This is a genomic window from Pseudoxanthomonas putridarboris, from assembly GCF_038321125.1.
In the GTDB taxonomy this organism is placed as follows: domain Bacteria; phylum Pseudomonadota; class Gammaproteobacteria; order Xanthomonadales; family Xanthomonadaceae; genus Pseudoxanthomonas_A; species Pseudoxanthomonas_A putridarboris.
This window is the reverse complement of sequence record NZ_JBBWWT010000002.1, coordinates 211,190-236,933: the sequence shown is the minus strand read 5'-3', so window position 1 is coordinate 236,933 and position 25,744 is coordinate 211,190. Positions and strand designations below refer to the sequence as shown.

At 65.0% G+C, this 25,744-nt stretch carries 24 protein-coding genes; 5 read left to right on the top strand and 19 right to left on the bottom strand.

The window, feature by feature from the left end; genetic code table 11:
* Positions 1-40 precede the first annotated feature (40 nt).
* The 11 genes from AAD027_RS05155 to grxD all read right to left on the bottom strand — a co-directional run bounded on the left by AAD027_RS05155 (position 41) and on the right by grxD (position 14,550).
* Positions 41-3,835, bottom strand: coding sequence for a pilus assembly protein (locus AAD027_RS05155; protein WP_341724952.1), 3,795 nt, complete (start codon positions 3,833-3,835; stop codon positions 41-43).
* Between the two features lie 9 nt (positions 3,836-3,844).
* Positions 3,845-4,357 (bottom strand): pilus assembly PilX family protein, encoded by a 513-nt coding sequence (locus AAD027_RS05150; protein ID WP_341724951.1) that lies wholly within the window; start codon positions 4,355-4,357, stop codon positions 3,845-3,847.
* 12 nt (positions 4,358-4,369) lie between these two features.
* Positions 4,370-5,518 carry a PilW family protein gene (locus AAD027_RS05145; RefSeq protein WP_425605395.1) on the bottom strand — a complete coding sequence of 383 codons (1,149 nt, stop codon included), beginning with the start codon at positions 5,516-5,518 and terminating at the stop codon, positions 4,370-4,372.
* A gap of 8 nt (positions 5,519-5,526) precedes the next feature.
* The gene (gene pilV, locus AAD027_RS05140; RefSeq protein ID WP_341724949.1) at positions 5,527-6,027 is read right to left on the bottom strand and encodes a type IV pilus modification protein PilV; all 501 of its coding nucleotides are present in this window, start codon (positions 6,025-6,027) and stop codon (positions 5,527-5,529) included.
* On the bottom strand, positions 6,024-6,530 hold the full coding sequence (locus AAD027_RS05135; RefSeq protein WP_341724948.1) for a GspH/FimT family pseudopilin: 507 nt from the start codon (positions 6,528-6,530) through the stop codon (positions 6,024-6,026). Before AAD027_RS05135 ends, pilV begins: the two co-directional genes overlap by 4 nt.
* Positions 6,531-6,688: 158 nt before the next feature.
* A complete protein-coding gene (locus AAD027_RS05130) occupies positions 6,689-7,732 on the bottom strand; it encodes a sensor histidine kinase (RefSeq protein ID WP_341724947.1) in 1,044 nt (347 codons plus the stop codon).
* A 76-nt stretch (positions 7,733-7,808) separates the two neighbouring features.
* Positions 7,809-9,191 carry a nucleotide 5'-monophosphate nucleosidase PpnN gene (gene ppnN / locus AAD027_RS05125; RefSeq protein ID WP_341724946.1) on the bottom strand — a complete coding sequence of 461 codons (1,383 nt, stop codon included), beginning with the start codon at positions 9,189-9,191 and terminating at the stop codon, positions 7,809-7,811.
* A gap of 126 nt (positions 9,192-9,317) precedes the next feature.
* Positions 9,318-12,584: an outer membrane beta-barrel protein gene (locus AAD027_RS05120; protein ID WP_341724945.1), complete on the bottom strand. Its 3,267-nt coding sequence runs from the start codon at positions 12,582-12,584 to the stop codon at positions 9,318-9,320.
* A 303-nt stretch (positions 12,585-12,887) separates the two neighbouring features.
* Positions 12,888-13,490: a YhgN family NAAT transporter gene (locus AAD027_RS05115; RefSeq protein ID WP_341724944.1), complete on the bottom strand. Its 603-nt coding sequence runs from the start codon at positions 13,488-13,490 to the stop codon at positions 12,888-12,890.
* On the bottom strand, positions 13,487-14,233 hold the full coding sequence (locus tag AAD027_RS05110; RefSeq protein ID WP_341724943.1) for an SDR family NAD(P)-dependent oxidoreductase: 747 nt from the start codon (positions 14,231-14,233) through the stop codon (positions 13,487-13,489). The genes AAD027_RS05115 and AAD027_RS05110 overlap by 4 nt, the downstream gene beginning before the upstream one ends.
* On the bottom strand, positions 14,230-14,550 hold the full coding sequence (gene grxD, locus AAD027_RS05105; RefSeq protein WP_341724942.1) for a Grx4 family monothiol glutaredoxin: 321 nt from the start codon (positions 14,548-14,550) through the stop codon (positions 14,230-14,232). The genes AAD027_RS05110 and grxD overlap by 4 nt, the downstream gene beginning before the upstream one ends.
* 160 nt (positions 14,551-14,710) lie before the next feature.
* Here grxD and AAD027_RS05100 point away from each other — a divergent pair, with 160 nt between their 5' ends.
* A complete protein-coding gene (locus AAD027_RS05100; protein WP_341724941.1) occupies positions 14,711-15,289 on the top strand; it encodes a superoxide dismutase in 579 nt (192 codons plus the stop codon).
* A gap of 248 nt (positions 15,290-15,537) precedes the next feature.
* Here AAD027_RS05100 and AAD027_RS05095 read toward each other — a convergent pair whose 3' ends face one another.
* Together AAD027_RS05095 and purE are read right to left on the bottom strand one after the other, a co-directional pair.
* A complete protein-coding gene (locus tag AAD027_RS05095) occupies positions 15,538-16,680 on the bottom strand; it encodes a 5-(carboxyamino)imidazole ribonucleotide synthase (RefSeq protein WP_341724940.1) in 1,143 nt (380 codons plus the stop codon).
* Complete coding sequence (gene purE / locus AAD027_RS05090; RefSeq protein WP_341724939.1) at positions 16,677-17,180, bottom strand: 5-(carboxyamino)imidazole ribonucleotide mutase; 504 nt, start codon at positions 17,178-17,180, stop codon at positions 16,677-16,679. The genes AAD027_RS05095 and purE overlap by 4 nt, the downstream gene beginning before the upstream one ends.
* A 128-nt stretch (positions 17,181-17,308) precedes the next feature.
* Between purE and AAD027_RS05085 the strand changes: the two genes are divergently transcribed.
* The 3 genes from AAD027_RS05085 to AAD027_RS05075 are packed head-to-tail and all read left to right on the top strand — an operon-like array spanning position 17,309 to position 18,787.
* Positions 17,309-17,578, top strand: a complete 270-nt coding sequence (locus AAD027_RS05085) for a Trm112 family protein (RefSeq protein ID WP_341724938.1) — start codon at positions 17,309-17,311, stop codon at positions 17,576-17,578.
* The gene (gene nadC, locus AAD027_RS05080) at positions 17,575-18,441 is read left to right on the top strand and encodes a carboxylating nicotinate-nucleotide diphosphorylase (RefSeq protein ID WP_341724937.1); all 867 of its coding nucleotides are present in this window, start codon (positions 17,575-17,577) and stop codon (positions 18,439-18,441) included. The genes AAD027_RS05085 and nadC overlap by 4 nt, the downstream gene beginning before the upstream one ends.
* A gap of 10 nt (positions 18,442-18,451) precedes the next feature.
* Positions 18,452-18,787 (top strand): DUF3301 domain-containing protein, encoded by a 336-nt coding sequence (locus AAD027_RS05075; protein ID WP_341724936.1) that lies wholly within the window; start codon positions 18,452-18,454, stop codon positions 18,785-18,787.
* Between the two features lie 178 nt (positions 18,788-18,965).
* Here AAD027_RS05075 and AAD027_RS05070 read toward each other — a convergent pair whose 3' ends face one another.
* The 6 genes from AAD027_RS05070 to AAD027_RS05045 form a co-directional block, all read right to left on the bottom strand.
* Positions 18,966-19,409 carry a ClpXP protease specificity-enhancing factor gene (locus AAD027_RS05070; protein WP_341724935.1) on the bottom strand — a complete coding sequence of 148 codons (444 nt, stop codon included), beginning with the start codon at positions 19,407-19,409 and terminating at the stop codon, positions 18,966-18,968.
* A gap of 112 nt (positions 19,410-19,521) precedes the next feature.
* Positions 19,522-20,157 carry a glutathione S-transferase N-terminal domain-containing protein gene (locus AAD027_RS05065; RefSeq protein ID WP_341724934.1) on the bottom strand — a complete coding sequence of 212 codons (636 nt, stop codon included), beginning with the start codon at positions 20,155-20,157 and terminating at the stop codon, positions 19,522-19,524.
* 183 nt (positions 20,158-20,340) lie between these two features.
* Entirely contained in the window at positions 20,341-21,087 is a 747-nt protein-coding gene (locus AAD027_RS05060) for a cytochrome c1 (RefSeq protein WP_341724933.1), read from the bottom strand.
* Complete coding sequence (locus tag AAD027_RS05055; protein ID WP_341724932.1) at positions 21,080-22,339, bottom strand: cytochrome b; 1,260 nt, start codon at positions 22,337-22,339, stop codon at positions 21,080-21,082. The genes AAD027_RS05060 and AAD027_RS05055 overlap by 8 nt, the downstream gene beginning before the upstream one ends.
* 3 nt (positions 22,340-22,342) lie before the next feature.
* Positions 22,343-22,954 carry a ubiquinol-cytochrome c reductase iron-sulfur subunit gene (petA, locus tag AAD027_RS05050; protein WP_341724931.1) on the bottom strand — a complete coding sequence of 204 codons (612 nt, stop codon included), beginning with the start codon at positions 22,952-22,954 and terminating at the stop codon, positions 22,343-22,345.
* Between the two features lie 169 nt (positions 22,955-23,123).
* Positions 23,124-24,038 carry a lytic transglycosylase domain-containing protein gene (locus tag AAD027_RS05045; RefSeq protein WP_341724930.1) on the bottom strand — a complete coding sequence of 305 codons (915 nt, stop codon included), beginning with the start codon at positions 24,036-24,038 and terminating at the stop codon, positions 23,124-23,126.
* A 227-nt stretch (positions 24,039-24,265) separates the two neighbouring features.
* Between AAD027_RS05045 and miaB the strand changes: the two genes are divergently transcribed.
* Positions 24,266-25,705 (top strand): tRNA (N6-isopentenyl adenosine(37)-C2)-methylthiotransferase MiaB, encoded by a 1,440-nt coding sequence (gene miaB, locus AAD027_RS05040; protein WP_341724929.1) that lies wholly within the window; start codon positions 24,266-24,268, stop codon positions 25,703-25,705.
* The last annotated feature ends 39 nt before the right edge of the window (positions 25,706-25,744 follow it).

The window sequence follows — 25,744 nt, the reverse complement described above, 5'->3', positions numbered from 1 at the left end:
CATATCCTAGATGTGGCTGTTTCATGCTGAAAACCCCGCCTCACCTTACCTGTCGCCAGGATTGTCGGCCGCAGGGGCGCGGGACGTATAGCGGCGGCGCACCGGCTACCTGCACCACCATCCAACACCGCGCCGACAGAGCTGCCGCCTCTTCGGCCGGAGTGGGCGTAGCACCCAACGGCGAGACACGCGGCGTGGACATCACTGCCACATCCTTCACCGGCGCCGTACCACCCGTATCCAACTTGAACCCACCGGTACCGGCTCCCGGCACAGCGCCATCCGGCGTGCCGACCCGTACGGCATGCAGTGCGGCACCACCGTTGAGTGCGCTGAGCCCGTAAAGACGATTGGCGCCATCACCGCCGCAAGTGGTGGTGTTGTTCGGCTCATAGGTCGGGAAGAACACAACGCCGCTTTCGATGCGCGGATAGCCTACAAAGCGTTCGCCGCCACGTGCCGTGTTACCACCGGAAGTGACGCCCAGGTCCAGATACCAACCCAACTTCCCCGGCGTCATGGGGCTGGTTGACGTAATGCGGGCACCGGTCAAGGCGTTATCGCTGACGATTGTCTGCCTGACGAGCGAGGACCGTCCAGCGACGGTAGCGCCCGGGCGATCCAGTACGCCGTACAGGGTTTGCAGCTGCGAATCGGCCTTGTCGCCTTCGAAGGAGAAGCTGCCCGTACCGAAGAACAGCATGACACCGCCTCCAGGTCCGCTTGCGGCCTCGAAGCCGCCCAGGATGGCCTGGCGATTGCCACCAGTATCTGCATCGGTGGCGATGAAGAAAGGGTTTGCGGGTACGGAATTGTTGCGGAGATCGAACTTCCATACCGCGCCGTTCTGGTCGCCTGCATACACCGTGTCGGCATAACCATCGCGCCCGGCGTCACCGCTTGTCCCGACATAACGGTCAAGCACGATCACGTTACCCAACCCATTGGGTACTGCCGCCTGCGAGGCCTCTTCCGCCCTGATCATGGTCACATTGCCATTGCCGATGTCCACCACGAACAGCACGGCATCGTTGTTGACGCTGCCATAACCGTTGCCGAAGATCGCCTTCCAAGACACCGTCCCCGCGGCATTCTTCACCGGCACGATCACCGGCCGTCCCAATACATGGCCGATATTGTTCCGGATGTTGATATCGGCGGAACGATCGTTGATATCCCACAACACACTGGATGCGTCGAAGCTGCCTGGATTGGTGACATTCAGCGCGAAGACGCCGCGTCCACCCGCGCCTGCCGTGCCTACCAGGACGCTCTTCCAGCTGCCGCTGTAATGCGCGTCAGAAACCACGACCGGGCCGTCCACATAGTAGCGGTGTTGGAACACCTGATCATTTTGATCGATGGCCCGGTAAGGGAACAGCAGATTGCCCATGTGTCCCAGGGCAGTGCGGGGTATATAAGCGAAATACTCATCACCGGTCTTGCCGTTGAAGGCGTGCAGCATGCCGTCATTGGCACCTGCGTAGACCACCGGTCGATCAGCCGACTTCTTGCTGGTCAGGAAAGCATTGTAGCTGGCCTGATATGGGTAGCTGTAGGTGCCATCACCCTGACGATTGCGAAGAGAACGATAGCCGAAATCGTCATTGGGCGAAGTCACAACCGGGCTTGAGTTGACGATGTCGCCCAGGCGCGTGCTGCGATCACGCAGTTTCCCACCGGTGTTGCGCACCTCCAGGGCAGTGTCGCCGCGAAGATAGGCGATCGCCTCGATCAATGAGATATTCAGCCGGCTGCCTGGACCGCTGATCATCTCGGCCGTACAGCGCGACATCGGCGAGCCGCTGTTGCACAGGTCCGCCAAAGTGATGTTGGTGGCACTGAAAGGCACCACGCCGGATGCACCATTGGCCAGGATGTTGCGTTCGGTGTGGTCTTCCGGCAGCTCTGCGCTGCCCTCCCAGGCGAAACTGTAAGTGACTTCACCGGTGATCGGGTTGTTGCTGACATTCTGCGCAGTGAGGCGGCTATACCAGTCCGTACCCTCGTTGCGGGATTCATAGAAGGGAATGACGGTGACCGATCCCTCGCCGATGCGTGCGCCTGTCAGGGCAATGCTGCCGGATGGAGTCGCACCGGAACCGACTACGGAAAGCACGCGCCGCATGGCGGCCGTTACCGCTGCCGGCGTCTTGGCATTGATCATCTCTCCGCGCGTGTTCAGCGTCGCATGCCACATCTCATCGACGGCATGCGGATCCAGGTCGACGCGCGCGTTGTGCCAGGACGGCGGATTCGTATACGGATCCGGAGTGATCACGGCGGGATTCGTCTCATCCGGCAGATAACTGACGCCAAACATCCTGCCCTGGGTACCCAACGTTACCCCATAGAAATTCATGTGGAGGTTGGTCTGGCAATCCAGGTTCTTCGGCGGCAAGGCCGGAGGGGTCACCCGGCATGCTTCGGGCACACGGACAGCGTTAGCCTCGATACCGGGTACCAGGCTGTTCTGGTAGAAGGGCACCACGATGTCGGCCATGGTGTTGCTGACCGCATCGGCAAACGGCGCCCCCAATCCGCCGTCGAGGTTGCCACCCACGTTGGGACTGCTGCCATCGTTGATATAGCCATCGGTGAACAGCATGCCGGCGTTCTTCTGGCACTGCAGTTGCACCGGAGCGCCCGGGTCTGTCCGTGGGTCTCTGCGGAACTGATTGCCCAGATAGTTCACGGCCTGACGGCTCGGCGTACTGCCATCTGCCCGCAGCGTGTATATCTCGTTGAACAAGGCCTGGCGCTGGGTGACGTTGGCCATGCTGCGCATGGTCACCGCGCGACGGTCATTGATCCAGAACCAGCCTACGCGCATGTTGTTGACATCGACCAGCGAATTGGTCAGCGCGGAAACCAATGCATCGCGGCGGGTGCGGTAATAAGTGAAGTAGTTGGCGAAGTTCTGGATGGCTTTTTCGTACTCGCCGGCTTCGTAGTTTTCCGGCCTGATCTCGTACTTGTACAGCGTCGTGCCCGCAGGCATGCCCTGCGCATTGGCGATCGTCTGCGGCGTAGCCGAATAGCCCGCCAAGGTCGGGGTGGTCAGATAGAAGGTGGCCGGGAAGTATTCGATGGCAAGCCGGCAACCCGTGTTGTCGTCAGTCACATTGTTGACTGTGGTATCCGCACCCAATGACACCCAGTTGCCGCTGGTCTTGGGTATGTTGCCGCAGCGGTTGTCATTGTCCGGCAGTCTGTAGACTAGATTCCGCGGCAACACCATGCCGTTATGGACGCGGAACCTCCACCCATTGTCCGCATTGCGCACATTTTGGGTCAGGTTGAAAACCGTATTGATCTTGTTGTTGACGCCCGCCGGCCGTGCATCGGCGGGCGCGGCCGCAGGATTGATCGTCTGATACGTCGTACCGTCTTCGCGCTTCCACGGCTGGTAATCGATCGTGGGATCGAAATAGGCAGGATTGAACTGCGGGGACCTGGCAAACCCATACCTGTCGATGGGCGGAACGCTGTTCTGCTCGTTATTGCGGCCGCTATAGGGGAATAGCATCAGATAACGGGGACGATCACTTCCAACATCGCCATATCCCCAGGGCGTGGTGCCATTGAAAAAGCTGTTGTTCCTCCAAGTGAACACACCATCGCGAGTGTTGTTCAGCGTTTCCCAGTTCATCGAGCCGGAATCGTCCAGGGCCATGATGAACGCGGGCGGCGTCTGGCTTTCGATGTTCAACGGCGATTGCGACAACGTGCCCTGCCCTTGGGCAGCGAATACCGAATACACGAAATAGCCGGCCACTCCCAGCACGGCCAGCGCGGCCGCGGAAAGCGAGAGGATGCGTCGACGAGATGCCATGGAAAGTCCTCAGGGCCTGAAGATGGTGTCCACGGCCGCATCGGCCGAGGGATTCGCTGCGTAATCGGTGGCGTAAGCGCTGATCTGGAATACTGGATTGGGGTCTTCGCTTTCCGGTTGCACACCCATCGCCAGACTGCTGTTACCGGAAATGCACTTGCCAACGGATCGAACCATCTGGGTATTCGCGAGAGGATCGTCCATCGCACGCTGCGCCGCCCAACTGGTGGCATCAAAGCCGTTGTCGCACATCTGTTCGACATTGGTGGCACCGCAGCCGGCCACCGCGGTACGGTTGACCTGCGCTTCGACCGAGCACTCTGCCTGACGCGCCTGCGCTTCGGCATTCTGGAAAGCGAGGTTGACGTTCCGATAATTCGCAGACATCTTCTCCTGCATGCCTGCGACTTGCATTCCGACAATGCCAATCAACGCCAGCAGCAACAGCATTATCAAGGCCACATACAGCGCAGCGCCCTGCTGGGATCGGGCCGATGGAAAAGAGCTGGGATGGCGGCGCATGGGGTGCCTCACTCAGTTGCCGTACAGACGATTGCGCAAAGCAATCGAGGATTCGTAGGTGGAGCGGTAGTAGGCATCGGCCGGCGGGGTGAGTGTGACGCCGACGGCACTCAGACCGACCACGGTCGATTGCGCGGAGGCCGCGGGTTCGGGGCTGACGGCCACCAATCCGACCTTGATCTGGCCGACACGGCGCCATTCGGTCTCATTCGCCACCGCTGCACCCAGCGTCGCAGCCGTTTCATAGCTGGTCACATTGCCGGTCAAGTTCATCACGTCGTTGGACTGATCCTGACCGTACAGCAATTGCAGATTCTGGATGCCCTCGACCAATTCTTCGGAGACAGGCGTCACCGCGCCACCCGCCACGGTGTTGAAGCGTGCACGATAGAGTGACGGAACGCCGGCACCTGCACGCGTGCCCACGTAATAGACGATGGCTTCGGCACGATAGAGCACTGTCTGACCAGCCGGACTGGCTGTATACCTTCCCTCGAAGTCTGGCAGGCTGATCGCCACGCCACCAGAAGCCGAGGCATTGACTTGTCCCGGGCTCACCGTGCTGGCTTGGAACGCATCCGCGTAGGTGCAGTCCCCCACCCCAAAAACCGCAGGATTGGCCACACCGCCCTGAGTCAACACCTTCCATTTCGCCACATCAACGTTGAGCTCACCGGCGCCGATCGACGTAACCGGCACTCCATCGCTGTGGAAGAAACGCAGCACGACGATGTCGCTACCCGCGTTGGGTGCGGGGGTCAGTCCAGTGATATAGGCAGGCAGGCCTGGCGACCAACCCGCGGCGGGACCCGCGAGACTAACGATGTCGCCGGGGGCGCTACCGCTGGCCTCGTAGCCTTGTACCGAGACATTGAAGTTCAAGGGATTGTCGGCCGCGCTGATGTGCGAGACCAGCATGTCGGCATTCTGCTTCCTGGCCTGATCGTTCACGCAACCGTAGTGCCCCACCATACGGATATCGCGCTGCAGGTAATCCATGGCGAACCGCGCATTCTCCTGGGCCCGCGCTACCCCTTGCGAGAGTTGATAGGCAGTACGGGAAGCACCGAACACCTGGACCAACCCCAGTACCAGAATCGTGCCGATCAGCAATGCGATCATCAGCTCGATCAACGACAAGCCTTGCGTGTCCTTGCGCATCGTCATCCTCATAGCCGGCTGGTGAGCGTCAAGGTGCCTGTGTTGTAGGCGCCCTGGGTTCTGGCGGTATCGCGCTCCCAACGCTGGTCGCCCCAGGTCAGGGTTACCGTCGCTTGGCCATTGATCAAAGTGACGTTGGCCGATGATCCCTCACCAAGCGAGCGACGCACGGTGCATTGCCAAGCGGCGATCTTCTGGGTGACGCTCTGGCTACCCGTGGCGATAAGGCAAACGTTTCCGGTAGCCGTATCAGGGAAGGTGGCCGCCGTGTATTGCGCCGCCAGGAGACGGTTGGATCGCATCTGGTCGAGCAGGTCATATGCCAGATCGGTCGCCTTCGTTCGCTGGTTTGCGCTTTGGGTAAAGCGCACGCTCATGGTCTGCAGCAATGCGAAGCCCAGCAGGCCGAAAGCCAGTACAAGCATGGCGATCAATACTTCCAGCAAGGTGAAGCCGGCAGCCGATCTGCTCGAGGAGAGCTTCCTGCCCGAACGAAGCAACGTATTCATGGACAGGCATCCTTGACGATGCGGGCGTGACCGGTCAGGTTGATGGTGACGCAGCGGAAGGGTGTCGCCTGGCCCGCCGGCTTCACTCCGAAGTTCTGCGCGGCGAGTGCCCGCGAGCGCCCGCGCGGGTCGAACGCGACTGCCCCGGCGCTGCTCGTCAAACCGAGTGCCGAGTTGCCTTGCGTATGGCGAACGACGGTCTCGCCGACATCCAGAACACCGTTGCCATTGTCGTCTCGCCATACGAGCCAACCCGCATTCCAGTCCAAACCGCAGGTAGCGCCATCGCCGCTTGCGCAGATTCCAGCCCCGCGGGTACTACGTATCGCCTCGCTGCGGGCAAGCGAGAACGACGTAAGCAGTTCGTTGGATACTGAAGTCACGCGGTTGGAGCGCAGTGAGGCCTGGAAGCTCGGCAACCCCAAGGACAGCAATATCGCCAGCACGGCAATCGCTATCAGGAGTTCGATCAGCGTAAAGCCGGAGTACCTAGAATTGTCCATCGGACACCTTTCCCCAAAGCATCGGCAGGGAAACTAGCACATCCCCGCCTGATCCTGTCTGGCTGCCGCGACGGGCGGTCGGATCAGCAGGACAAGTGTTCCCGGCGTGCGGATTTTCGTGACGGGCGGCGGTCACGACCTATGACCGTTGCCGTGATCTAGCCAAGCGGCAGGACTATCTGGCAGCGGTAGACACCTTCCTTCCAGTCCCCGGACAGCGTCGCCCGCGGCCCGAACTGGTAAGCAAGCCGATAGGCAATATTGCGCTGCGCATGACCGCTACCCTGGTGCAGTCCGGTCTGGGCCTGGCTGGGCGGCGGCGCACCATTGTCGATGAGGATCTTCAGCAGCCCCGGTTCCTGCCTGACCTCCAAGGTAATGACGCCGCCTTCCGGCAACTGCGACACTCCATGTAGTACAGCGTTCTCCACCAAAGGCTGCAGCACCAGACGCGGCAGCACCTGGGACCACGTCAAAGGCTCATGGAGTCTCCAGTCAACCCGCAGCCGGTCTCCGAGGCGCAAGGATTCGATCATCAGGTACTGCCTGACCAGTTCGACTTCTTTTTCCAGGGTCGAGTTGCCCTCGCCAGCTCCCAACGCCGCTCGGAACAAGTCTGAAAGATCTAGCACGGCACGCTCCGCAAGGTCTGGGTCGCGCCGGATAAGGCCCACGATCATGTTCATGCTGTTGAACAGGAAATGCGGGCGGATCCGCGCCTGCAACGCATCCGCCTCCGCTCGCGCGTTTGCGCTGACTTGTGCCGCCCAACGATCACTGACGTAAAAGTAGCGCATGACCAAAGCGGTGGTAAGGGATGCCGTGGCTGCGCTTCCCGCAACGAACCGCCACAGACTGCTGTCTCTTGGCGGACTCCCGAGTGCGTCATAAAGCCCGAACACCACTCCCGCCCCGAAAGCGGCGATGAGGCCTGTCAATGCCAGCGCGCAGGCTACGCCCAAACCCGGCGACAACCTCGACAGCCAGGGCCGCCCAGTGCATAGCACAGCCGCAACCCCCATCGCCAGCCACAGAGAGAATGCGCTGGCCGACAGGAACTGCCCCAGCGTCGGTTGCAGGCCGCCACTGGGAGCGATCATCAGCAGTACAACCACCAGTTCAGCGATCGCCAGCATCGCCGCCAGGCGATTCCGCCGGCAGAAATCCGGTATCCATGAATCCGGCGAGCGCATGGATTGCATAGTTCCCCTCATCCCGTCATGCCACTGTTCGAGGACACTCCAGGCAGCGCCATCTATACAGCCTTATCAGCCACAGTCAGGTCACCACGCGATAGCAGGGCTGGTATTCCCCCGCGATCTTCATGCGCCGCTGTTCGACGAAGGCTCGCAGCAGTGCGTCCAGCGCCTGCATCATCGCCGGGTCGCCGTTGATCTCGAAGGGGCCGAACTCCTCGATCCGGCGCATGCCGTCCTCCTTGACGTTGCCGGCGACGATGCCCGAGAACGCGCGCCGCAGGTCGGCGGCAAGATCGTGCACGGCGCGCCCGGGGCGCAACTGCAACGCGGCCATCGCCTCGTGGCTGGGCACGAAGGGCTGCTGGTAGTCCTGCGGGATCTGCACCGCCCAGTTGAAGAAGAACGAATCCTTGTGCCCGATGCGGTATTCGCGCACGCGCCTGATGCCGGCGATCATCTTCTTCGCCACGGCCGCGGGGTCGCCGATGACGATCTCGTAGCGCGACGCGGCCTCGTCGCCCAGGGTTAGGCGGATGAAACGGTCGATCTGCTCGAAGTACGGTGCGGCGATGGTCGGGCCGGTCAGGATCAGCGGGAACGGCAGGCCGGCATTGTCCTCGTGCAGCAGGATGCCCAGCAGGTACAGGATCTCCTCCGCCGTGCCCACGCCGCCCGGGAACACGATGATGCCGTGGCCGATGCGGACGAAGGCCTCCAGGCGCTTCTCGATGTCCGGCATGATGACCAGGTGGTTGACGATGGGATTGGGCGACTCGGCCGCGATGATGCCGGGCTCGGTCACGCCGATGTAGCGGGTGGTGCGGCGGCGCTGCTTGGCGTGGGCGATGGTGGCGCCCTTCATCGGCCCCTTCATCGCGCCCGGGCCGCAGCCCGTGCAGATGTCCAGCCCGCGCAGGCCCAGCTCATAGCCGACCTGCTTGGTGTAGAGGTACTCGTCGCGCGAAATGGAATGGCCGCCCCAGCAGACCACCAGGTTCGGGTCGGCCGGGCGCAGGATGCGCGCGTTGCGCAGCAGGCCGAACACCGCGTTGGTGATGCCGGCGGAGGAATCCAGGTCGGCGGCGTATTCCGGCCCCAGCTCGATGGCGGTATAGGCCAGGTCGCGCACCACCGCGAACAGCAGTTCGGCGATGCCGCGGATGATCTCCCCGTCCACGAAGGCCATCGCCGGCGCATTGATCAGGTCGATGCGGACGCCGCGGTCCTGCTGCAGCACCTGGATGTCGAAATCCGGATACAGGTCGCGCGCAGCGCGCGGGTCGTCCGAAGCGCTGCCGCTGGTCAACACCGCCAGCGCGCAGCGGCGCAGCAGTTCGTGCATGCCGCCGGCGGAAGCGTCCCGCAACCGCGCCACTTCCGCGCGGGAAAGCACATCCAGTCCACCGCGCGGATAGATCCGCGCGTCCTGCACCGGCAACGCCCTCGATGCCGTTTCGCTCATGGTTTTTCCTGTCTTCTCATCGTTAGGACGGGGACTTTAGCGCAGTCCCGGCGGCAAGAGGAACCCGCCAAAAAAAGAACGGCCGGGTTGCCCCGGCCGTTCGATGTCCTGCATGGTCCCGATGGATCAGAACTTGTAGCGGAAGCCCAGCTGCAGCTGCCAGCGGGAAACGCCCTTGGTCTGGTCCTGGTTGTCGTACAGACCTTCCGCGGTGACCAGGTTCGGGTCGAAGTTGTAGATGTACTTGCCGGTGGCTTGATCGATCCCCTGGAACAGCGCGACGCCGCGGTTCAGCGGGAAGCCCACTTCGTACACTTCGCCCCAATCCTTGTCGATCAGGTTGCCGATATTGATGATGTCCAGCCAGAGTTCGGACTTGTGGCCCTTGAAGAAGCCCGGCAGTTCCTGGCTGATGCGCACGTCGAAGTTGTTCACCCACTTCGAGACGCTGCTGTTGCGCGGGACCACCCTGCCGCCGTAACGGGACAGGTCTGGATTGTTGTCCAGCCAATCGAAGAAGGCCTGTTCCATGGCGGCGCCGCCGGTGAAGATCACGTCGCCCGGGCCGCTGGGGACGTAGAACAGGTCGTTGGTGTAGCCATCGCCATTGGCGTCGTTGCGATAACCCCAGCTGTAGGGCTTGCCGGAACGGCCTTCATAGAATACCGAGGCGGTGGTCCTGTAGTCGCCGAAGAACGCCTTCTGCCAGGTCAGCGAGGCCGAGAAGCGGTCCCTGATCTCATAGTTGGAGCGTGCAGCGACTTCTTCGTTGGGGTCGTAGATCATGCGGCCATTCCAGTTGGAGATGGCGCGCGAACTGGTCAGCGGACTCACTTCATCCGCCTTGGTGTAGGTGTAGCCCACCATCCACGACCAGTTCTCCTGCATCGGCTTGCTCAGGCTGACGGTCAGCTGCTGGGATTCGCCCTTGTCGGTGTTCTTGAGCAGGATCACGCCATCGGGCGCCCAGCCGGTCACGTTTTCGTAGCCGGCCGGCATCAGGCCGGCGGCGCGGAGCGCTGCGATTTCCGCATTCTGGTTAGCGCGCGTCCCGGCGCCCGTCTGGAGATTGGCCCAATAGACAGGGCGGCCATCCGGAGCGAAGTCGGTGGGCGTGCCCAGATCCAGGCGCTCATAGTGCAGGCCGTCCTTGACCTTGGTGAGCAGCAACTCGGCCGACGCCACGATGCCGTACCAGGGCAACTCATGATCGAACGCCAGGTTCGCCTTCCAGACTGACGGCTGCTGGAAGCCGGGATCCATCAGGTTGACCGACTGCTGCTGGCTGGCGGACGGCTGGGGCTGGTTGTCCGGATTGGGCGAGAACGGATAGAGCGCCCGGATGGCGTCACGCTCCGCTTCGCTGAGGTTGCCGAAGGACGGCGTGCTGTAGGCGACCAGGTTCAGGCCGGTGTTGGCGAACGAATTGCCGACCCACACGTTGGCCGCCGCACCCTGGAACAGGCCGAAGCCGCCGCGCAGCTGGGTCGGACGGTCGCTGTCGAAGGTGTAGTTGAAGCCGAAGCGCGGCTGCCACAGGTCGGCGCCGTCCAGCGTCTGGGTATTGTCGTAGCCGTACACCTGATCGATCAGCACGTTGCGCATCGGCGTGTCGCCCAGGCTGATCCGGTCCACGCGCAGGCCGAACATCAGGCTGAGGTTGTAGTTGACAGCCCAGCGATCCTGCACGAAGAAACCGACGTTGCGCTGGCTGTAATCGGCCGCGATGCTGTCGAGCGGCGCGCCGGGTTGCGGCGCGAACGAGGAATACGACCAGTAACGACCGGCCTCGAAATCCGCCAAGCTGGAGAAAGTGTAGCTGCCGAAGACGTTCTGCCCGAACAGGTTGTAGACGTCGTTGTCTTCGTAATCGAAGCCGAACTTGATCTCGTGGTCACCGGCGTACCAGGTACCGGAACCGAACAAGTTGAGCGTCTCCGTCTCCAGCGTGTTGTAGTGGCTGAAGGAGTCCGTGCCGAAATTGAGGAACGGGCTGTTGGGCGCGCCGGTGGTGGCGTTGGGCGCACCGAAGGCGATGCCGATGGCCGGCAGGCGCGAGAACGGATTACGGATCGCGGAGTACTCGCGGCGCGAAGCCTTGAACTCGGTGGAGAAGTTGTCGCTCCAGTCGCTGAACAGCTGGGCCGTCCAGGTCTCCACTTCCTTGTCGGTCACGCTCCAGTTGCTGCTGAGCGAACGACCGGTGTTGCTGAAGCCATACAGGAAGACATCGGACTGCTCGACCTTGCTGTAGCGCAGCGACGCGCGATGGGCATCGGTGATGTTCCAGTCGATCTTGAGCGCGTACTCCTCCAGGTCCGACTTCAGGTTGTCCGGCGCATTGGACGTGCCGGCGTCGAAGCCCCAGACATCGCGCGCGATCCGCTGGACCTCGGCGATCTGCGGATCGGTGATGGCGGCGGCGGCCGAACTGACGGTGGTACCCGGGGCCTTGCGGGTGAACTTCTCGTAGTTGGCGAAGAAGAACAGGCGGTCCTTCAGGATCGGACCACCGAAGGTCGCGCCGAAGGTTTCCTCGTCGATGAAGCCGTCGAACGGCGTGCCGTTGGCGTTGTCGCGGACCCAGTCCTGGTCGCGGTAGGCGTAATAGGCCGAACCCGAGAATTCGTTCGTACCCGACTTGGTCACCGCATTGACCACCGCGCCGGTAGCGCCGGAAATGGTGGTGTCGTAGTCGGCCAGCGCGACGTTGATTTCCTCGATGGCGTCGATGGAAACCGGCTGGCGCATCGTGGGCGAATTGTTGGATTCCAGGCCGAACGTGTCCGAAGCGGCCACGCCATCCACGCGGATCGCGTTGAAGCGCGAGTTCTGGCCGCCGGCCGAGATCTCGCCACGGCCCTTGCTGGTCTGCGCGATGCGCGGATCCAGACGGATGTAATCCTGGATATTGCGGCCCACCGACGGCAGCGCTTCGATCGACTCGCGGGTCACGTTGGTGCCGGTACCCATCTTGTTGGCGCTGAAAATCTCCGAACCACCCGCGAAACCAACTGCCGTGACCGTCTCCAGCGTGGTCAGGTCGCCCGTCAGCGCGGCATTCACCGTGTTGACCTGGTTCAGGTTCAGGTAGACGTTGTCCTCCGTTTTCGTGCCGGCACCGGACTTGGTCACGGTGATCTGGTACGGACCACCCACGCGCAGGCCGCGGGCGTTGTAGCGGCCGCTGCCGTCGGTGGTGGCGCGGCTGACGGTGCCGGATTCGACGTGGGTGATGGTCACTTCAGCGCCAGCGACGGGCTGGCCGCCATTGTCGGTGACCAGGCCGCCGACACCGGCGGAGGTGCTCTGCGCGAAGGCGGGGGCCGCGGCGAGCGCGACGACAAGGCCAAGGCTGAGCTTGGAGATCCGGAGACGACGGGATTGGTTCATTTGGACAAACCTCGGTACGGGAGTTGTGTGGCGAATCTGGCTGGCAAGACGAGGAAATGCGCGAAAGAGACCGGCAAGGGTCTCTTCTGAAGGGGCGTGCTGGGGTTCCCATCGCCCACGCGATGTCCGCGGAGGTTAACAACAGATTAACACGATAGGATCATTTTGTGACCGCGGCATGACAATTTTCCGCGCCGCAACATGACAGCCTCCGGCACCCTGGCAGCGATCCTGGCGACAGGGGAGGAGGAACCGGGGGGAGCCTTGGACAGCGCCTGGATGGACCGGCCTAACGGGCCTGGATCAGATGTTGGGCGGGGTCAGCTTCAGGTAGGTGCCGATGCCGTCCAGCACCATTTGCACGGAGATCGCCACCAGAAGCATGCCCATCAGGCGCTCGAGGGCGGTCAGGACGCGGCGGCCCAGCCACTTGTAAAGGACCGTGGCCGAGAACAGGATCGCGGCCGTGGCGCCCCAGGCCAGCATCAGGGCCAGGCTCCAATCGGCCAGCCGCGAAGGGTCGTTGCTGCCCATCAGCATCACCGCGGCCATGCCGGAGGGGCCGGCCACCAGCGGGATGGCCAGCGGCACGATGAAAGGCTCGCCGCCCGGGATCTCGCCCATCAGCCCCTCGGGCCGGGGGAAGATCATCCGGATGCCGATCAGGAACAGCACGATGCCGCCGGCGATGGCTACCGATTCCTGCCGCAGGTGCATCATGTCCAGCGCGTACTTGCCGGCCCACAGAAAGCCCATCAGCACGGCCAGCGCGATCAGCAGCTCGCGCGCCAGCACGATGCGCTGGCGTTGCGGGGTGAGCGGCTTCAGCACGCTCAGGAACACCGGGATGTTGCCCAGCGGGTCCAGGATCAGGAACAGCAGCAACGCCGCCGAGAGGATGGTCATGCCCGCACCTTCCACACCCGCCCCCTGTGCTCGGCGCCCGCGGATGACAGCAGGGTGACACAGGCCGCGGCGTAGTCGGCGGCGTCGCGAGCCTGCGCATCGCCGTCGTCGGCATAGGCGCGCGAGCGCAGGCCGGTGCGCATCGGGCCGGGTTGCAGGCCAGAGACGCGCACGCCGGTCGAAACCAGTTCGGCATGCAGCATGCCCACCAGCGCGGTCAGCCCATGCTGGGCCACGCCATAGGCGCCCCAATATGCCTGCGCCACGCGCTCGAGGTCGTCCAGCACGAACACCAGCGCGGCGTCATCGGACTGTTTCAGCAGCGGCAGGCAGGCCTGCGACAGCCACCACGGCGCGGTCAGGTTGACGTGCACGACCCGCGCGAACGCGGCCGGGTCGGTGTGCTCCAGAGGGGTCAGGCCCTTGAATTCGGCCGCGCAGTGCAGCACGCCGTCCAGCCGGCCCAGTTCCGCATGGATGCGATCCGCCAGTTCCGCATAGTCGTCGGGCGTGGCGCCTTCCAGGTCGAGCGGGTACAGCAGCGGTTCGGCCCCCGCCTGCGCCACGGCATCGTAGACGCGGTTCAACTTGGGCACCTTGCGTCCCAGCAGCACCAGCGTCGCACCCGCCGCCGCGCAGGCGCTGGCCGCGGCGGCGCCCAGCCCGCCGTGCGCGCCGGCGATCAGCACCACGCGTTGTTCGAGCGGGCGTTCGGCGCGGGTCGGCAATCCGATCAGGCTCACTGCGACAGCGCCTCGCTGACGATGCGCTGCAGCTCGCCGGATTCGTGCAGTTCCAGGGTGATGTCGCAACCGCCGATCAGTTCGCCCTGGATGAAGAGTTGCGGGAACGTCGGCCAGTTGGAGAAGCGCGGCAGGTTGGCGCGGATCTCCGGCTCTTCCAGCACGTTGATGGTGTACGGCTGTTCGGCGCCGGCGTCGCGCAGGGCCTGCACGGCACGGCTGGAGAAACCGCACATCGGGAACTGCGGCGTGCCCTTCATGAAAAGGACGATCGGGTGGCCTCCCACTTCGGCCTGGATGCGTTCCATCACCGGCATGCTGATTTCTCCTTCCTTGACGGTACGACAACCGCCGTCGGGTACACTTTCGGTCCGTTCCGCCGGCCCTGGCCCGCGGAGAGCCCATTGTAAGCCCTCGCGTCGCCCCGCCGACGCAAATTCCAACTGCTTTGACCCGCCTAGCGTAAGGAACCGAGCCATGGCCATCGAACTGCCCCCCCTGCCCTACGACCGCACCGCCCTGGAACCGCACATCTCCGGCGAGACCATCGACTACCACTACGGCAAGCACCACAAGACCTACGTGGACAACCTCAACAAGCTGATCGAGGGCACCGAGTTCGCCGATCTACCGCTGGAGGAGATCATCCGCAAGTCGCAGGGCGGCGTGTTCAACAACGCCGCGCAGATCTGGAACCACACCTTCTACTGGAACGGCCTGAAGCCCAATGGCGGCGGCGAGCCGACCGGCAAGCTGGCCGAACTGATCAACAAGGCGTTCGGCGACTTCGCCAAGTTCAAGGAAGAGTTCACCAAGACCGCCATCGGCACCTTCGGTTCCGGCTGGGGCTGGCTGGTGCAGCGCCCGGACGGTTCGCTGGCGCTGGCCAGCACGTCGAACGCCGCCACGCCGCTGACCGGCGAGGACACGCCTCTGCTGACCATCGACGTGTGGGAACACGCCTACTACATCGACTACCGCAACGCGCGCCCGAAGTACGTGGAATCGTTCTGGGCGCTGGTCAACTGGGACTTCGTGGCCGGCAACCTGCGCTGAGCCGCCACTATCCGCATGCAGCACATGCAAACGGCCGGGGAAACCCGGCCGTTTTCGTTTCCGCGTCCCGTAGGAGCGGCTTCAGCCGCGACCGGAAAACACAAAACGCCATTCGCCACGGATCACGCGGATTAATGCGGATCAAGGATGATGTAGTTTCATCCGCATTAATCCGCGTGATCCGTGGCCTGCGTTTGCTTTGTTCTTCCCATCGCGACTGACGTCGCTCCCACAGAGGAACAGTCGGGTCACCCGGACAAGCGTTCGATCACCGGCGCCACCTGCGCTTCGCGGCCCAGCGCCGAACCGGCGCGGCGCAGCGCTTCGGCCAGGGCCACGGCATTATCCGCACGCAGCGTCGCGTGCCCCACCTTGCGCCCGGCGCGCGGCTCCTTGCCGTAGTCGTGCCAATGGCCACCGGGTTCCCGCAGGATGGGTGCGGCGGCCGGCATCTCGCCGATCCAGTTCAGCATGCAGGCATGGCCCAGCACGCGCGTGTCGCCCAGCGGCAGGCCGAGCACGGCACGCAGGTGGTTCTGGAACTGCGAGGTCTCGGCGCCCTCGATGGTCCAGTGCCCGGAGTTGTGCACGCGCGGCGCCATCTCGTTGGCCAGCCATTGGCCATCGCGATGAAACAACTCCAGCGCGAACACGCCGACGTAGTCCAGCGCTTCGGCCAGCGTGCGCGCATGCGCATACGCCGCTTCGGCCAACGCCGCGTCGATGGCGGCGGGCGCCAGGCTGGCCGACAGCACGCCGTCGACGTGCCAGTTCTCGGTCAGCGGCCAGGTGCGGAACTCGCCGTCGCGGCCGCGCACCGCCACCACCGACAGCTCGCGTTCGAACGGGATGAAGGCCTCGACGATCAGCCCGACCGTCTTCGCCTGCGCGCCCAGCGCATCCCACGCGCCCTGCACGTCCGCGGGCGTCCTGATCCGGAACTGGCCCTTGCCGTCGTAGCCCAGCCGGCGCGTCTTGAGGATGCACGCCCCGCCGATGCGCGCGACCTCGGCCTCCAGTTCGCTGCGCGCGGCCACGGCGGCGAAATCGCCGACCGGGATGCCCAGCCGGCGGAACAGGTTCTTCTCCACCAGCCGGTCCTGCGCCACGGCCAGCGCGCGCGGACTGGGGAATACCGGGATGCGTTCGGCCAGCCACTCGGCGCTTTCCGCCGGCACGTTCTCGAAATCGAACGTGGCCACGTCCACCCTGGATGCGAACTCCGCCAGCGCGGCCTCGTCGCGATAATCGCCGGCCAGCAGCGGCGCGAACTGGCCCGCGCACGCATCGGTCGCCGCATCCATCACCAGGAAGCGCAGTCCCAGCGGCGCGCCGGAAAGCGCCAGCATGCGGGCCAACTGCCCGCCGCCCAATATACCGACCGTGGTCATCGGCGCGGGTCGTCGTGGGCCATCACGTCATCGGTCTGGCGTGCGCGGAATGCGTTGAGCGCCGAACCGATGGCGGGGTATTCCGGCGCCAGCAACGCGGCGGAGAACAAGGCCGCATTCGCCGCGCCCGCATTGCCGATCGCGAACGTGGCCACCGGGATGCCGGCCGGCATCTGCACGATGGACAGCAGCGAATCCATGCCGTTGAGCGCCTTGGACTGCACCGGCACGCCCAGCACCGGCACCGCGGTCTTGGCGGCCAGCATGCCCGGCAGGTGCGCGGCGCCGCCGGCACCGGCGATGATCGCGCGCAGCCCGCGTCCGCCCGCCGATTCGGCATAGGCGAACAGCACGTCGGGCGTGCGGTGCGCGGACACCACCTTCACTTCGTAGGGAACGCCCAGCGCGTCGAGTTTCTGCGCGGCATGCTGCATGGTCTCCCAGTCGGAGCGGGAACCCATCACGATGCCCACGACGGGGCTGGAAACGGTGGCGGTCATGGCCGTCCTCGGTCACTAAAGGCGCATTCTAGATGAACAGGATCGGGGATTGGCAATGCGGCCGGCCTTGCGGCCGAGGTGGTACGCTTTCCACGAATCCCCCATCACGAATCCCGAATCCTCGCTCCATGGACCGCAAACTGCTGGACCTCCTGTGCTGCCCCACCACCCGCCAGCCGCTGGCGCTGCTCGACGCGCGCGGCCTGGACGCCTTGAACCGCGCCATCGCCGCGGGCGGCGTGAAGCGTGCCGACGACAGCGTCCAGGCCGACGCCCTGCGCGAAGCGCTGCTGACGCGCGACGGCAAGACCGTCTACCGCGTCGAGGACGGCATCCCGGTGTTGCTGGCCGAGGAAGCCATCGCCACCGCCCAGGTCGGCGACTTCCCCGCACGATGAGCGCGCGCCCGGTTCCGCCGCCGGCGGAGGCCATCGCGCAGGATGTCGCCCGCGCGCTGGCCGAGGACGTCGGCAGCGGCGACGTCACCGCCGCCCTGCTGCCGGACATCGCCGACATCGCCTACCTGCTGTGCAAGGAGGACGCCGTGGTCGCGGGGCAGCCGTGGTTCGATGCCTGCCACCGCGCGCTGGACCCGGACGTGGAAATCGATTGGCGCGTGCGGGACGGCGACCGGGTCGCCGCCGGCACGGTGCTGGCGACGCTGTCGGGCCGCGCCCGCGCGCTGGTCACCGCCGAGCGTTCGGCGCTGAACTTCATGCAGACCCTTTCCGGCACCGCCACCACGACGGCCGGGTACGTGGACATCGTGCGCGACACCGGCTGCACCATCCTCGACACGCGCAAGACCCTGCCGGGCCTGCGCCTGGCGCAGAAGTACGCCGTGCGCTGCGGGGGCGGACAGAACCACCGCATCGGCCTGTTCGATGCGGTGATGCTGAAAGAGAACCACATCCATGCGGCGGGCTCGCTGCCGGCCGCCATTCGGGCCGCGCGCGCCGCACAGCCTTCGCTGCCGCTGATCGTGGAAGTCGAGACGCTCGAACAACTGGACGAAGCGCTGGCGGCGGGTTGCGAGCGCATCCTGATCGACGACTTCGATGCGGGCGCCCGGCGCGAAGCCGTGAAACGGGCCAGGGCGGCACCATTCAATGGACGCATCCCGCTGGAAGTCTCAGGTGGCGTGGACCTGTCCACGCTGCGCGGCATCGCCGAGGACGGCGTGGATTTCGTCTCCATCGGCGGCCTGACCAAGCACGTGCGCGCCATCGACCTGTCGATGAAACTGGGCCCGGCCCCATGAGGCGGTCCGCATGTCGCCCTTGACCGCCCTGCTGACGCTGATCGCCGCTGGCCTGGCCTTCGCCTACTGGAATACCGCGCGCGCGGCCGCCGAGCGCGCCGGCATGCTGGGCCGCGACGCCTGCCGGGCCGCGGGAGTGATCTGGCTGGACCAGAGCGTGCACGCCAACGGCCTGCGGCTGCGCCGCGGCGAGGATGGCTGGCTGGGTTTCGAGCGCAGCTTCCGCTTCGAGTACTCGTACGACGGCATTGATCGCCACATCGGCAAGATCGTGCTGAGGAAGGGCGAACTGGTGTCGTTCGTGGGCCCGGTGATGCCCTCGGCGACGCCCCTGGACCTGCATTGATCCGGCTTGCGGGCACGGGCCGCGCCCGCGATGCCATCGATTCCCGATTCCCGTGCATGGATGGGAAAGGCGTCACGCCCGTGGGGCGCTCCTACAGGACGATGGGTTTGTAGGAGCGGGCCATGCCCGCGATGCTCTTGCGCGGATCGGACCAGAAGCATCGCGCCCGAGGGCGCTCCTACTTCACCACGCGCAGGAACGGCGGGCGCTTGCCGGTGGCGGGCGCATCGTCGGACGGCGGCGTATCGGGCGATGGCGGTTCGTCGTCGCCGTCGGGTTCCGGTGCCGGCCCCACGTCGTCCGGCAGCGCCATGCCCTGTCCGGTTTCGCGCGAATAGATCGCCAGCACCGCGCTGATCGGTACGTGCACCGGGTAGCTGACGCCGCCGAAACGCGCGGTGAAACTCACCGCCTCGTTGTCGATCACCAACCTCACGACCGCGCGCTCGGCGATGTTCAGCACCACCTTGCCTTCCTTGACCGCGCTGGAGGGCACCTGCACGCCGGGCTGCGTGGCATCCACCAGCAGGTGCGGAGTCATGCCGTTGTCGGCGATCCACTCGTTCAGCGCCCGCAGCAGGTACGGGCGGTGGCTGGTCATCGGGGGTGTGGAGTCGGTCATGGAGCGGCGATTCGTAATCCGGAATGGGTGATTCGATGAAAGCGTATCACCGCGAACCGGGACCGGCGCCCGCTTCTGCGAATCCCGAATCCCGTATCCCGAATCATCGCACCTACGCCGGAATCTCGCGCAGCTTCTTCTCCGCATCCGTCAGGCTGCGCACGAAGCCCGGGTTGCGGAAGATGCGGTTGCCGTAATCCTCGATGGCCTTGCCGTCCTTGGGCAGCGGCACGTCCAGCGCGGGCAGACGCCAGATGATCGGCGCCATGGCGCAGTCGGCCAGGCTCATCTCGGGGTTGAGGAAGAACTTGCTGGCCTTGAACAGCGGCACCGAGGCGGTCAGCAGTTCCTTCAGGCGCTTGCGGCCGGCATCGGCCTGCGCCTTGTTGCCCAGCTGGATGGCCTGCACCTGCGGCACCCAGTCGTGCTCGATGCGCAGCATGGCCAGGCGCAGGCGCGCGCGCGACAGCGGGTCCACCGGCATCAACGGCGGATGCGGGTAGCGTTCGTCCAGGTATTCGCTGACCACCGAGGCGGCGTACAGCACCAGATCGCGTTCCACCAGCGTGGGAACGGAATGGTAGGGATTCAGGTCGATGAGGTCTTCGGGCGGGTTCTGCGGGTCCACCGGCACCAGGTCGTAGCTGACGCCCTTGGCGGCCAGCACCAGCCGCACGCGGTGGCAGAGCACGTCATCGGTGGAAGAAAACAAAGTCAGTGTATTGCGCATACGTGGACTCGCAGCCATCAACGGCTCTCCGACGACCGGAATCCGCCGATCGCACCGACGCCGCCAGCCCCTTGCCGACGGTCGCCACGGTCCCTGAGTGTGCAATCCCCGCCGGGAAAAGCCAAGCAACCCCCTGCCCGGCGATCCCGTCTACGGCGCGGCGTGCTGGCCTGCGCCGTGGCGGAAGACGCGCGCGACGCCTTAGTGGACGTCCTTCCAGTACTCCTGCTTCAGCAGGTAGGCCAGGAAGGTCAGCGCCGCCAGGAACAGGATCACCCACACGCCCATGCTCTGGCGCTTAAGGGCCGCCGGCTCGCCGACATACTCCAGGAAGTTGGTGATGTCGCGCGCGGTCTGGTCGAACTGCTGCGCGGTCTGGCGGCCCGGCTGGGTCACCTTCAGGCCCACCACGTGGCGCTCGCCGGTGGCTTCGTCGGCCTTGCCGTACTCCGCGTGCTGCAGGCCCTGCAGTTCCCACAGCGGATTGGGCATGGAAGCGTTGGGGAACAGCTTGTTGTTCCAGCCCAGCGGACGCGACTCGTCCAGATAGAACGACTTGAGGTAGGTGTAGATCCAGTCGCTGCCGCGCACCCGCGAGATGACGCTCAGGTCCGGCGGCATCTTGCCGAACCACTTCTCGCCGCTGGCGACGGGCATGGACACCTGGATCTGTTCGCCGAACTTGGCGCCGGTGAAGTTGAGGTTATTCATCACCTCGTCCTCGGTCAGCCCCAGGTCTTCGGCCATGCGCGAGTAGCGCATGTACTTGAGCGAGTGGCAGCCGGAGCAGTTGTTCATGTACAGCTGCGCGCCGCGCTGCAGCGAGGCGCGGTCGCCCAGGTCGTTGCCGGCCTGCAGCGTGGCGCCGCCGCCGGCCGCGGACACGGAGAACGAGATCAGCAACCCGCTGGCGAAAACAGCTAGGCGAGAGGCGAAAGTCTTAGTCATGCGTCGTCACCCGCTCGGGCACTGGCTTGGTCTTGTCGATCTTGGTCCAGATCGGCATGGTCAGGAAGAACAGGAAATAGAAGGCGGTCAGGAAGCGGCCGATGATGGTCTCGACCGGATCGGTGCCGGGACCGGCGCCGATCTTGCCCAGCCAGATGAAGCACAGCGCGAACACGCCCAGCAGCACCTTGGACAGCACGCCGCGGTAGCGGTAGGACTTGACCTTGGCACGGTCCAGCCACGGCACCAGGAACAGGATCGCGATGGCGCCGAACATCACCAGCACGCCGCTCAGCTTGTGCGGCACCACGCGCAACATGGCGTAGTACGGGGTGTAGTACCACACCGGCTTGATGTGCTCCGGCGTCACCAGGCGGTTGGCCTCGGTGAAGTTGTCGTGCTCCAGGAACCAGCCGCCCATGGCCGGCGCGAAGAAGATGATGAACGCGGCCAGGATCAGGAAGCCGCCGACGTAGAAGCCGTCCTTGACCGTGTAGTACGGGTGGAACGGCACGCCGTCGGCCGGCGCGGTCGGCGACCAGCGGTTGCCCTTCGGGCCCTTCTTGATCTCCACGCCATCGGGGTTGTTCGAACCGACCTCGTGCAGCGCGAAGATGTGCAGCACCACCAGCAGCAGCAGCACCAGCGGCAGCGCGATCACGTGCAGGGCGAAGAAGCGGTTGAGCGTGGCGTCGCCGGGCAGGTAGTCGCCCATGATCCACTCGGTCAGGCCGTTGCCGATCACCGGGATGGCGCCGAACAGCGAGATGATGACCTTGGCGCCCCAGAACGACATCTGGCCCCACGGCAGCACGTAGCCCAGGAACGCCTCGGCCATCAGCACCAGGTAGATCAGCATGCCCAGGATCCACACCAGCTCGCGCGGCTTCTGGTAGCTGCCGTACATCAGGCCGCGGAACATGTGGATGTAGATCACGATGAAGAACAGCGAGGCGCCGGTGCTGTGCATGTAGCGGATCAGCCAGCCCCACTCCACGTCGCGCATGATGTACTCGACCGACGCGAAGGCCTCCGCGGCGCTCGGCTTGAAGTGCATCGTCAGGAAGATGCCGGTCAGGATCTGGTTGACCAGCACCACGATCGACAGCACGCCGAAGATGTACCAGATGTTGAAGTTCTTCGGCGCGTAGTACTCGGTCATGTGCTTGCGGTACGCGGGCATCATGCCCGGCGCGCGCGCGTTGACCCAGTCCATCACGCCGGTGGCGGTACGGGTGAAGATGTTCGCCATGGCTTACGCGCCCCCCTGCGGATCGACACCGATGATGATGGTGTTGTCGTCCTGGTAGTAATGCGGCGGCACCACCAGGTTGGTGGGAGCCGGGACGCCCTGGAACACACGGCCGGCCATGTCGAAGCGCGACTTGTGGCAGGGACAGAAGTAGCCGCCCTTCCAGTTGGGGTCGTACGGCTCGGGCTTGATCTCGGCGGCCATTTCCGGCGAGCAGCCCAGGTGCGTGCACAGGCCCACCAGCACGGAGATCTCCGGCTTCAGCGAGCGCAGTTCGCCCGTGATGTAGGACGGCTGCTGCTCGGTGTTCTTCGACTCCGGGTCGCGCAGGTTGGCGTCCAGCGTGGGCAGCGCGTCCAGCACGGCCTTGGAACGCTTGACGATCCAGATCGGCTGGCCGCGCCACTCCAGGATCAGCCGCTGGCCTTCCTGCAGGCCGGTGATGTCGGCGGTCACCGGGGCGCCGGCCAGCTTGGCCCGCGCGCTCGGATTCCACGACTTGATAAACGGTACAGCTGCAATGCCCGCTCCTACCGCGCCCACTACAGCCGTGGTCGCAGTCAGGAACCGGCGTCGGCCCGTATTCACAGGCCCATTGACCCCATCGATGGCCATCCGGCACTCCGCAAAACAATTAGGTAGCTGAAAAGGCTGCCAAGGCCGCACCCTTGGTACCGGTGCGGACCGCAAAAGACGGCAAAGTGTAACGGATGGCTTAATCGACCGACAACGGGCGCCGTGAAATCAAGGGCTTGCGTCGCTCGGCGCGCAGCGCCAGGGTGCCTCAGCGCGTGGAGACGGCCTGGCGGTAACGGTCGGCCAGCACGGCCACGCGTTCGACGTAGCGCTGGGTTTCCCTGTAGGGCGGCACACCGCCGTGGCGATCCACCGCACCCTCGCCGGCGTTGTAGCCGGCGGCGGCCAGGGTCAGGTTGCCGTTGAAGCGCTTCAGCAGCCAGGCCAGGTACTGCGCGCCGCCGCGGATGTTCTGGCTGGCATCGTACGAATCGGTGACCCCGAACCGGCGCGCGGTGGCCGGCATCAGCTGCATCAGCCCCTGGGCGCCGGCATGGGAAAGCGCCATCGGGTTGTAGGACGACTCGGCGTGCATGATGGCGCGCAAGATGGCTTCCTCCACCCCGAACTCGCGCGAGGCCGCCGCGATCTCGGCCTGGTAGGCGGACGTGTTCAGCCGCAGCCGACCGAAATCGACGCCCGGGTTGCCGCAGGCGAAGCAGGTCTCGATGTAGCTGTACTTGATGGTGCGCAGGCTGGCCACCTGCGTGCCCCCCTGCGGGCGGGTGCTGGTGTAGTGGCGCACGCCGTCCTTGATGTACGAATACACCTGCCCGCTGACCACGCGGCGGGTGTTGGCGGCCGGTGCGGCCGGTACGGTGGTGGCGGGCACCACCGCGCTGGCCGAATCGGTCAACGACGGCGCCGACACGGCACCCGTCGCCGCGGGAACGGCGGAAGGCGCGGCCGAGGTCACGGCGGGGCGGGAAACCGAGGACACCTGCGCCGGACGGCTGCGGTCGGGCGTGTAGCGGCTGACCACCTGGCAGGTGGCCCCGTTGACGCGCTTGCTGACGTAGTTGGGCACGCCGTCCTCGCCGGTGCACTTGTACAGCGTGCCCGCGCTGGCCGGCAGTACGGTCAACGCAACCAGTGCGGCCAGAAGCGTCAGAGTCCCCCTCATGGCGCGCAGTGTCCCCAATTCGCCGATGGTTGCCAAGTCCTTGTCCAACAAAGGTTTCCTCCAATCTGTGCGGCCGGTCGGAGTTCCAGGAACCCGGCCGCCCGACGCCCACCCCCGGGTGAGCCGGGCTGTCATCAGGCTATCAACGCCAAGCGGGGCGGCTACCGGCCGCAATCCCAGCGCGTAAACTACGCGCCCTGCCCGCCCACCCGACTGGAATAAGCGCCATGACCGGGACGCAAGCCACTGCGACCGCCCTTCCGGGTTCCGAACCCGTTGCCGAAATCCGCCCCGCCGGCCTGCCCGCGCGCGGGCAGCCGAGCGATGGCTCGCCTTCGCGGGGAAAGCTCTATATCAAGACCCACGGTTGCCAGATGAACGAGTACGACTCGGCCAAGATGGCCGACGTGCTGGCCGAGGCCGAGGGCCTGGAGCTGACCGACGACCCCGAGGAAGCCGACGTGGTGCTGGTCAACACCTGCTCCATCCGCGAGAAGGCGCAGGAGAAGGTCTTCAGCCAGCTCGGCCGCTGGAAGTCGCTGAAAAAGGACGGCAAGCCCGTGCTGATCGGCGTGGGCGGCTGCGTCGCCTCCCAGGAAGGCGAGGCCATCGTCAAGCGCGCGCCGTACGTGGACCTCGTGTTCGGCCCGCAGACCCTGCACCGCCTGCCGGAACTGATCCGCGAGCGCCGCCAGTCCGGCCTGCCGCAGGTGGACATCAGCTTCCCCGAAATCGAGAAGTTCGACCGCCTGCCCGAGCCGCGCGCCGACGGCCCCAGCGCGTTCGTCTCGATCATGGAAGGCTGCTCCAAGTACTGCTCGTTCTGCGTGGTGCCCTACACCCGCGGCACCGAGGTCAGCCGCCCGTTCGAGGACGTGCTGGTGGAAGTGGCGCAGCTCGCCGCGCAGGGCGTGCGCGAGATCAACCTGCTGGGCCAGAACGTCAATGCCTACCGCGGCCCGTACGGCGACGGCGAGTTCGCCGACCTGGGCCTGCTGATCCGCGCCATCGCCGGAATCGACGGCGTCGGCCGCATCCGCTTCACCACCTCGCACCCGCTGGAGTTCTCCGACTCGCTGGTGGACGCCTACCGCGACGTGCCGCAGCTGGCCAACTTCCTGCACCTGCCGGTGCAGGCCGGCAGCGACCGCATCCTGTCGGCGATGAAGCGCGGCTACACCGCGCTGGAATTCAAGCAGAAGATCCGCAAGCTGCGCGCGGTGCGCCCGGACATCTCGATCAGCTCGGATTTCATCGTCGGCTTCCCCGGCGAGACCGACGCCGATTTCGAGAAAACCATGAAGCTGATCGAGGACGTAGGTTTCGACCAGTCGTTCTCCTTCATCTACTCGCGCCGCCCGGGCACGCCGGCCGCGGACCTGGAAGACGACACGCCGGACAGCGTCAAGCACGCACGGCTGGAACGGCTGCAGGCGCGCATCAACGCCCATGCCGCGACCATCTCGCAGGCGATGGTCGGCAGCGTGCAGACCGTGCTGGTGGAAGGCCCGTCGAAGAAGAACCCGAACGAGCTGACCGGCAAGACCGAGAACATGCGCTCGGTGAACTTCCCCGGCCACCCGCGCCTGGTCGGCCAGTTCGTCGACGTGACGATCACCGAGGCGTTGACCAACTCGCTGCGCGGGCGGATCGCCGGCCACCTGTAGGAGCGGCCCATGGCCGCGATGCTTTTGCGGTTTGCTTCT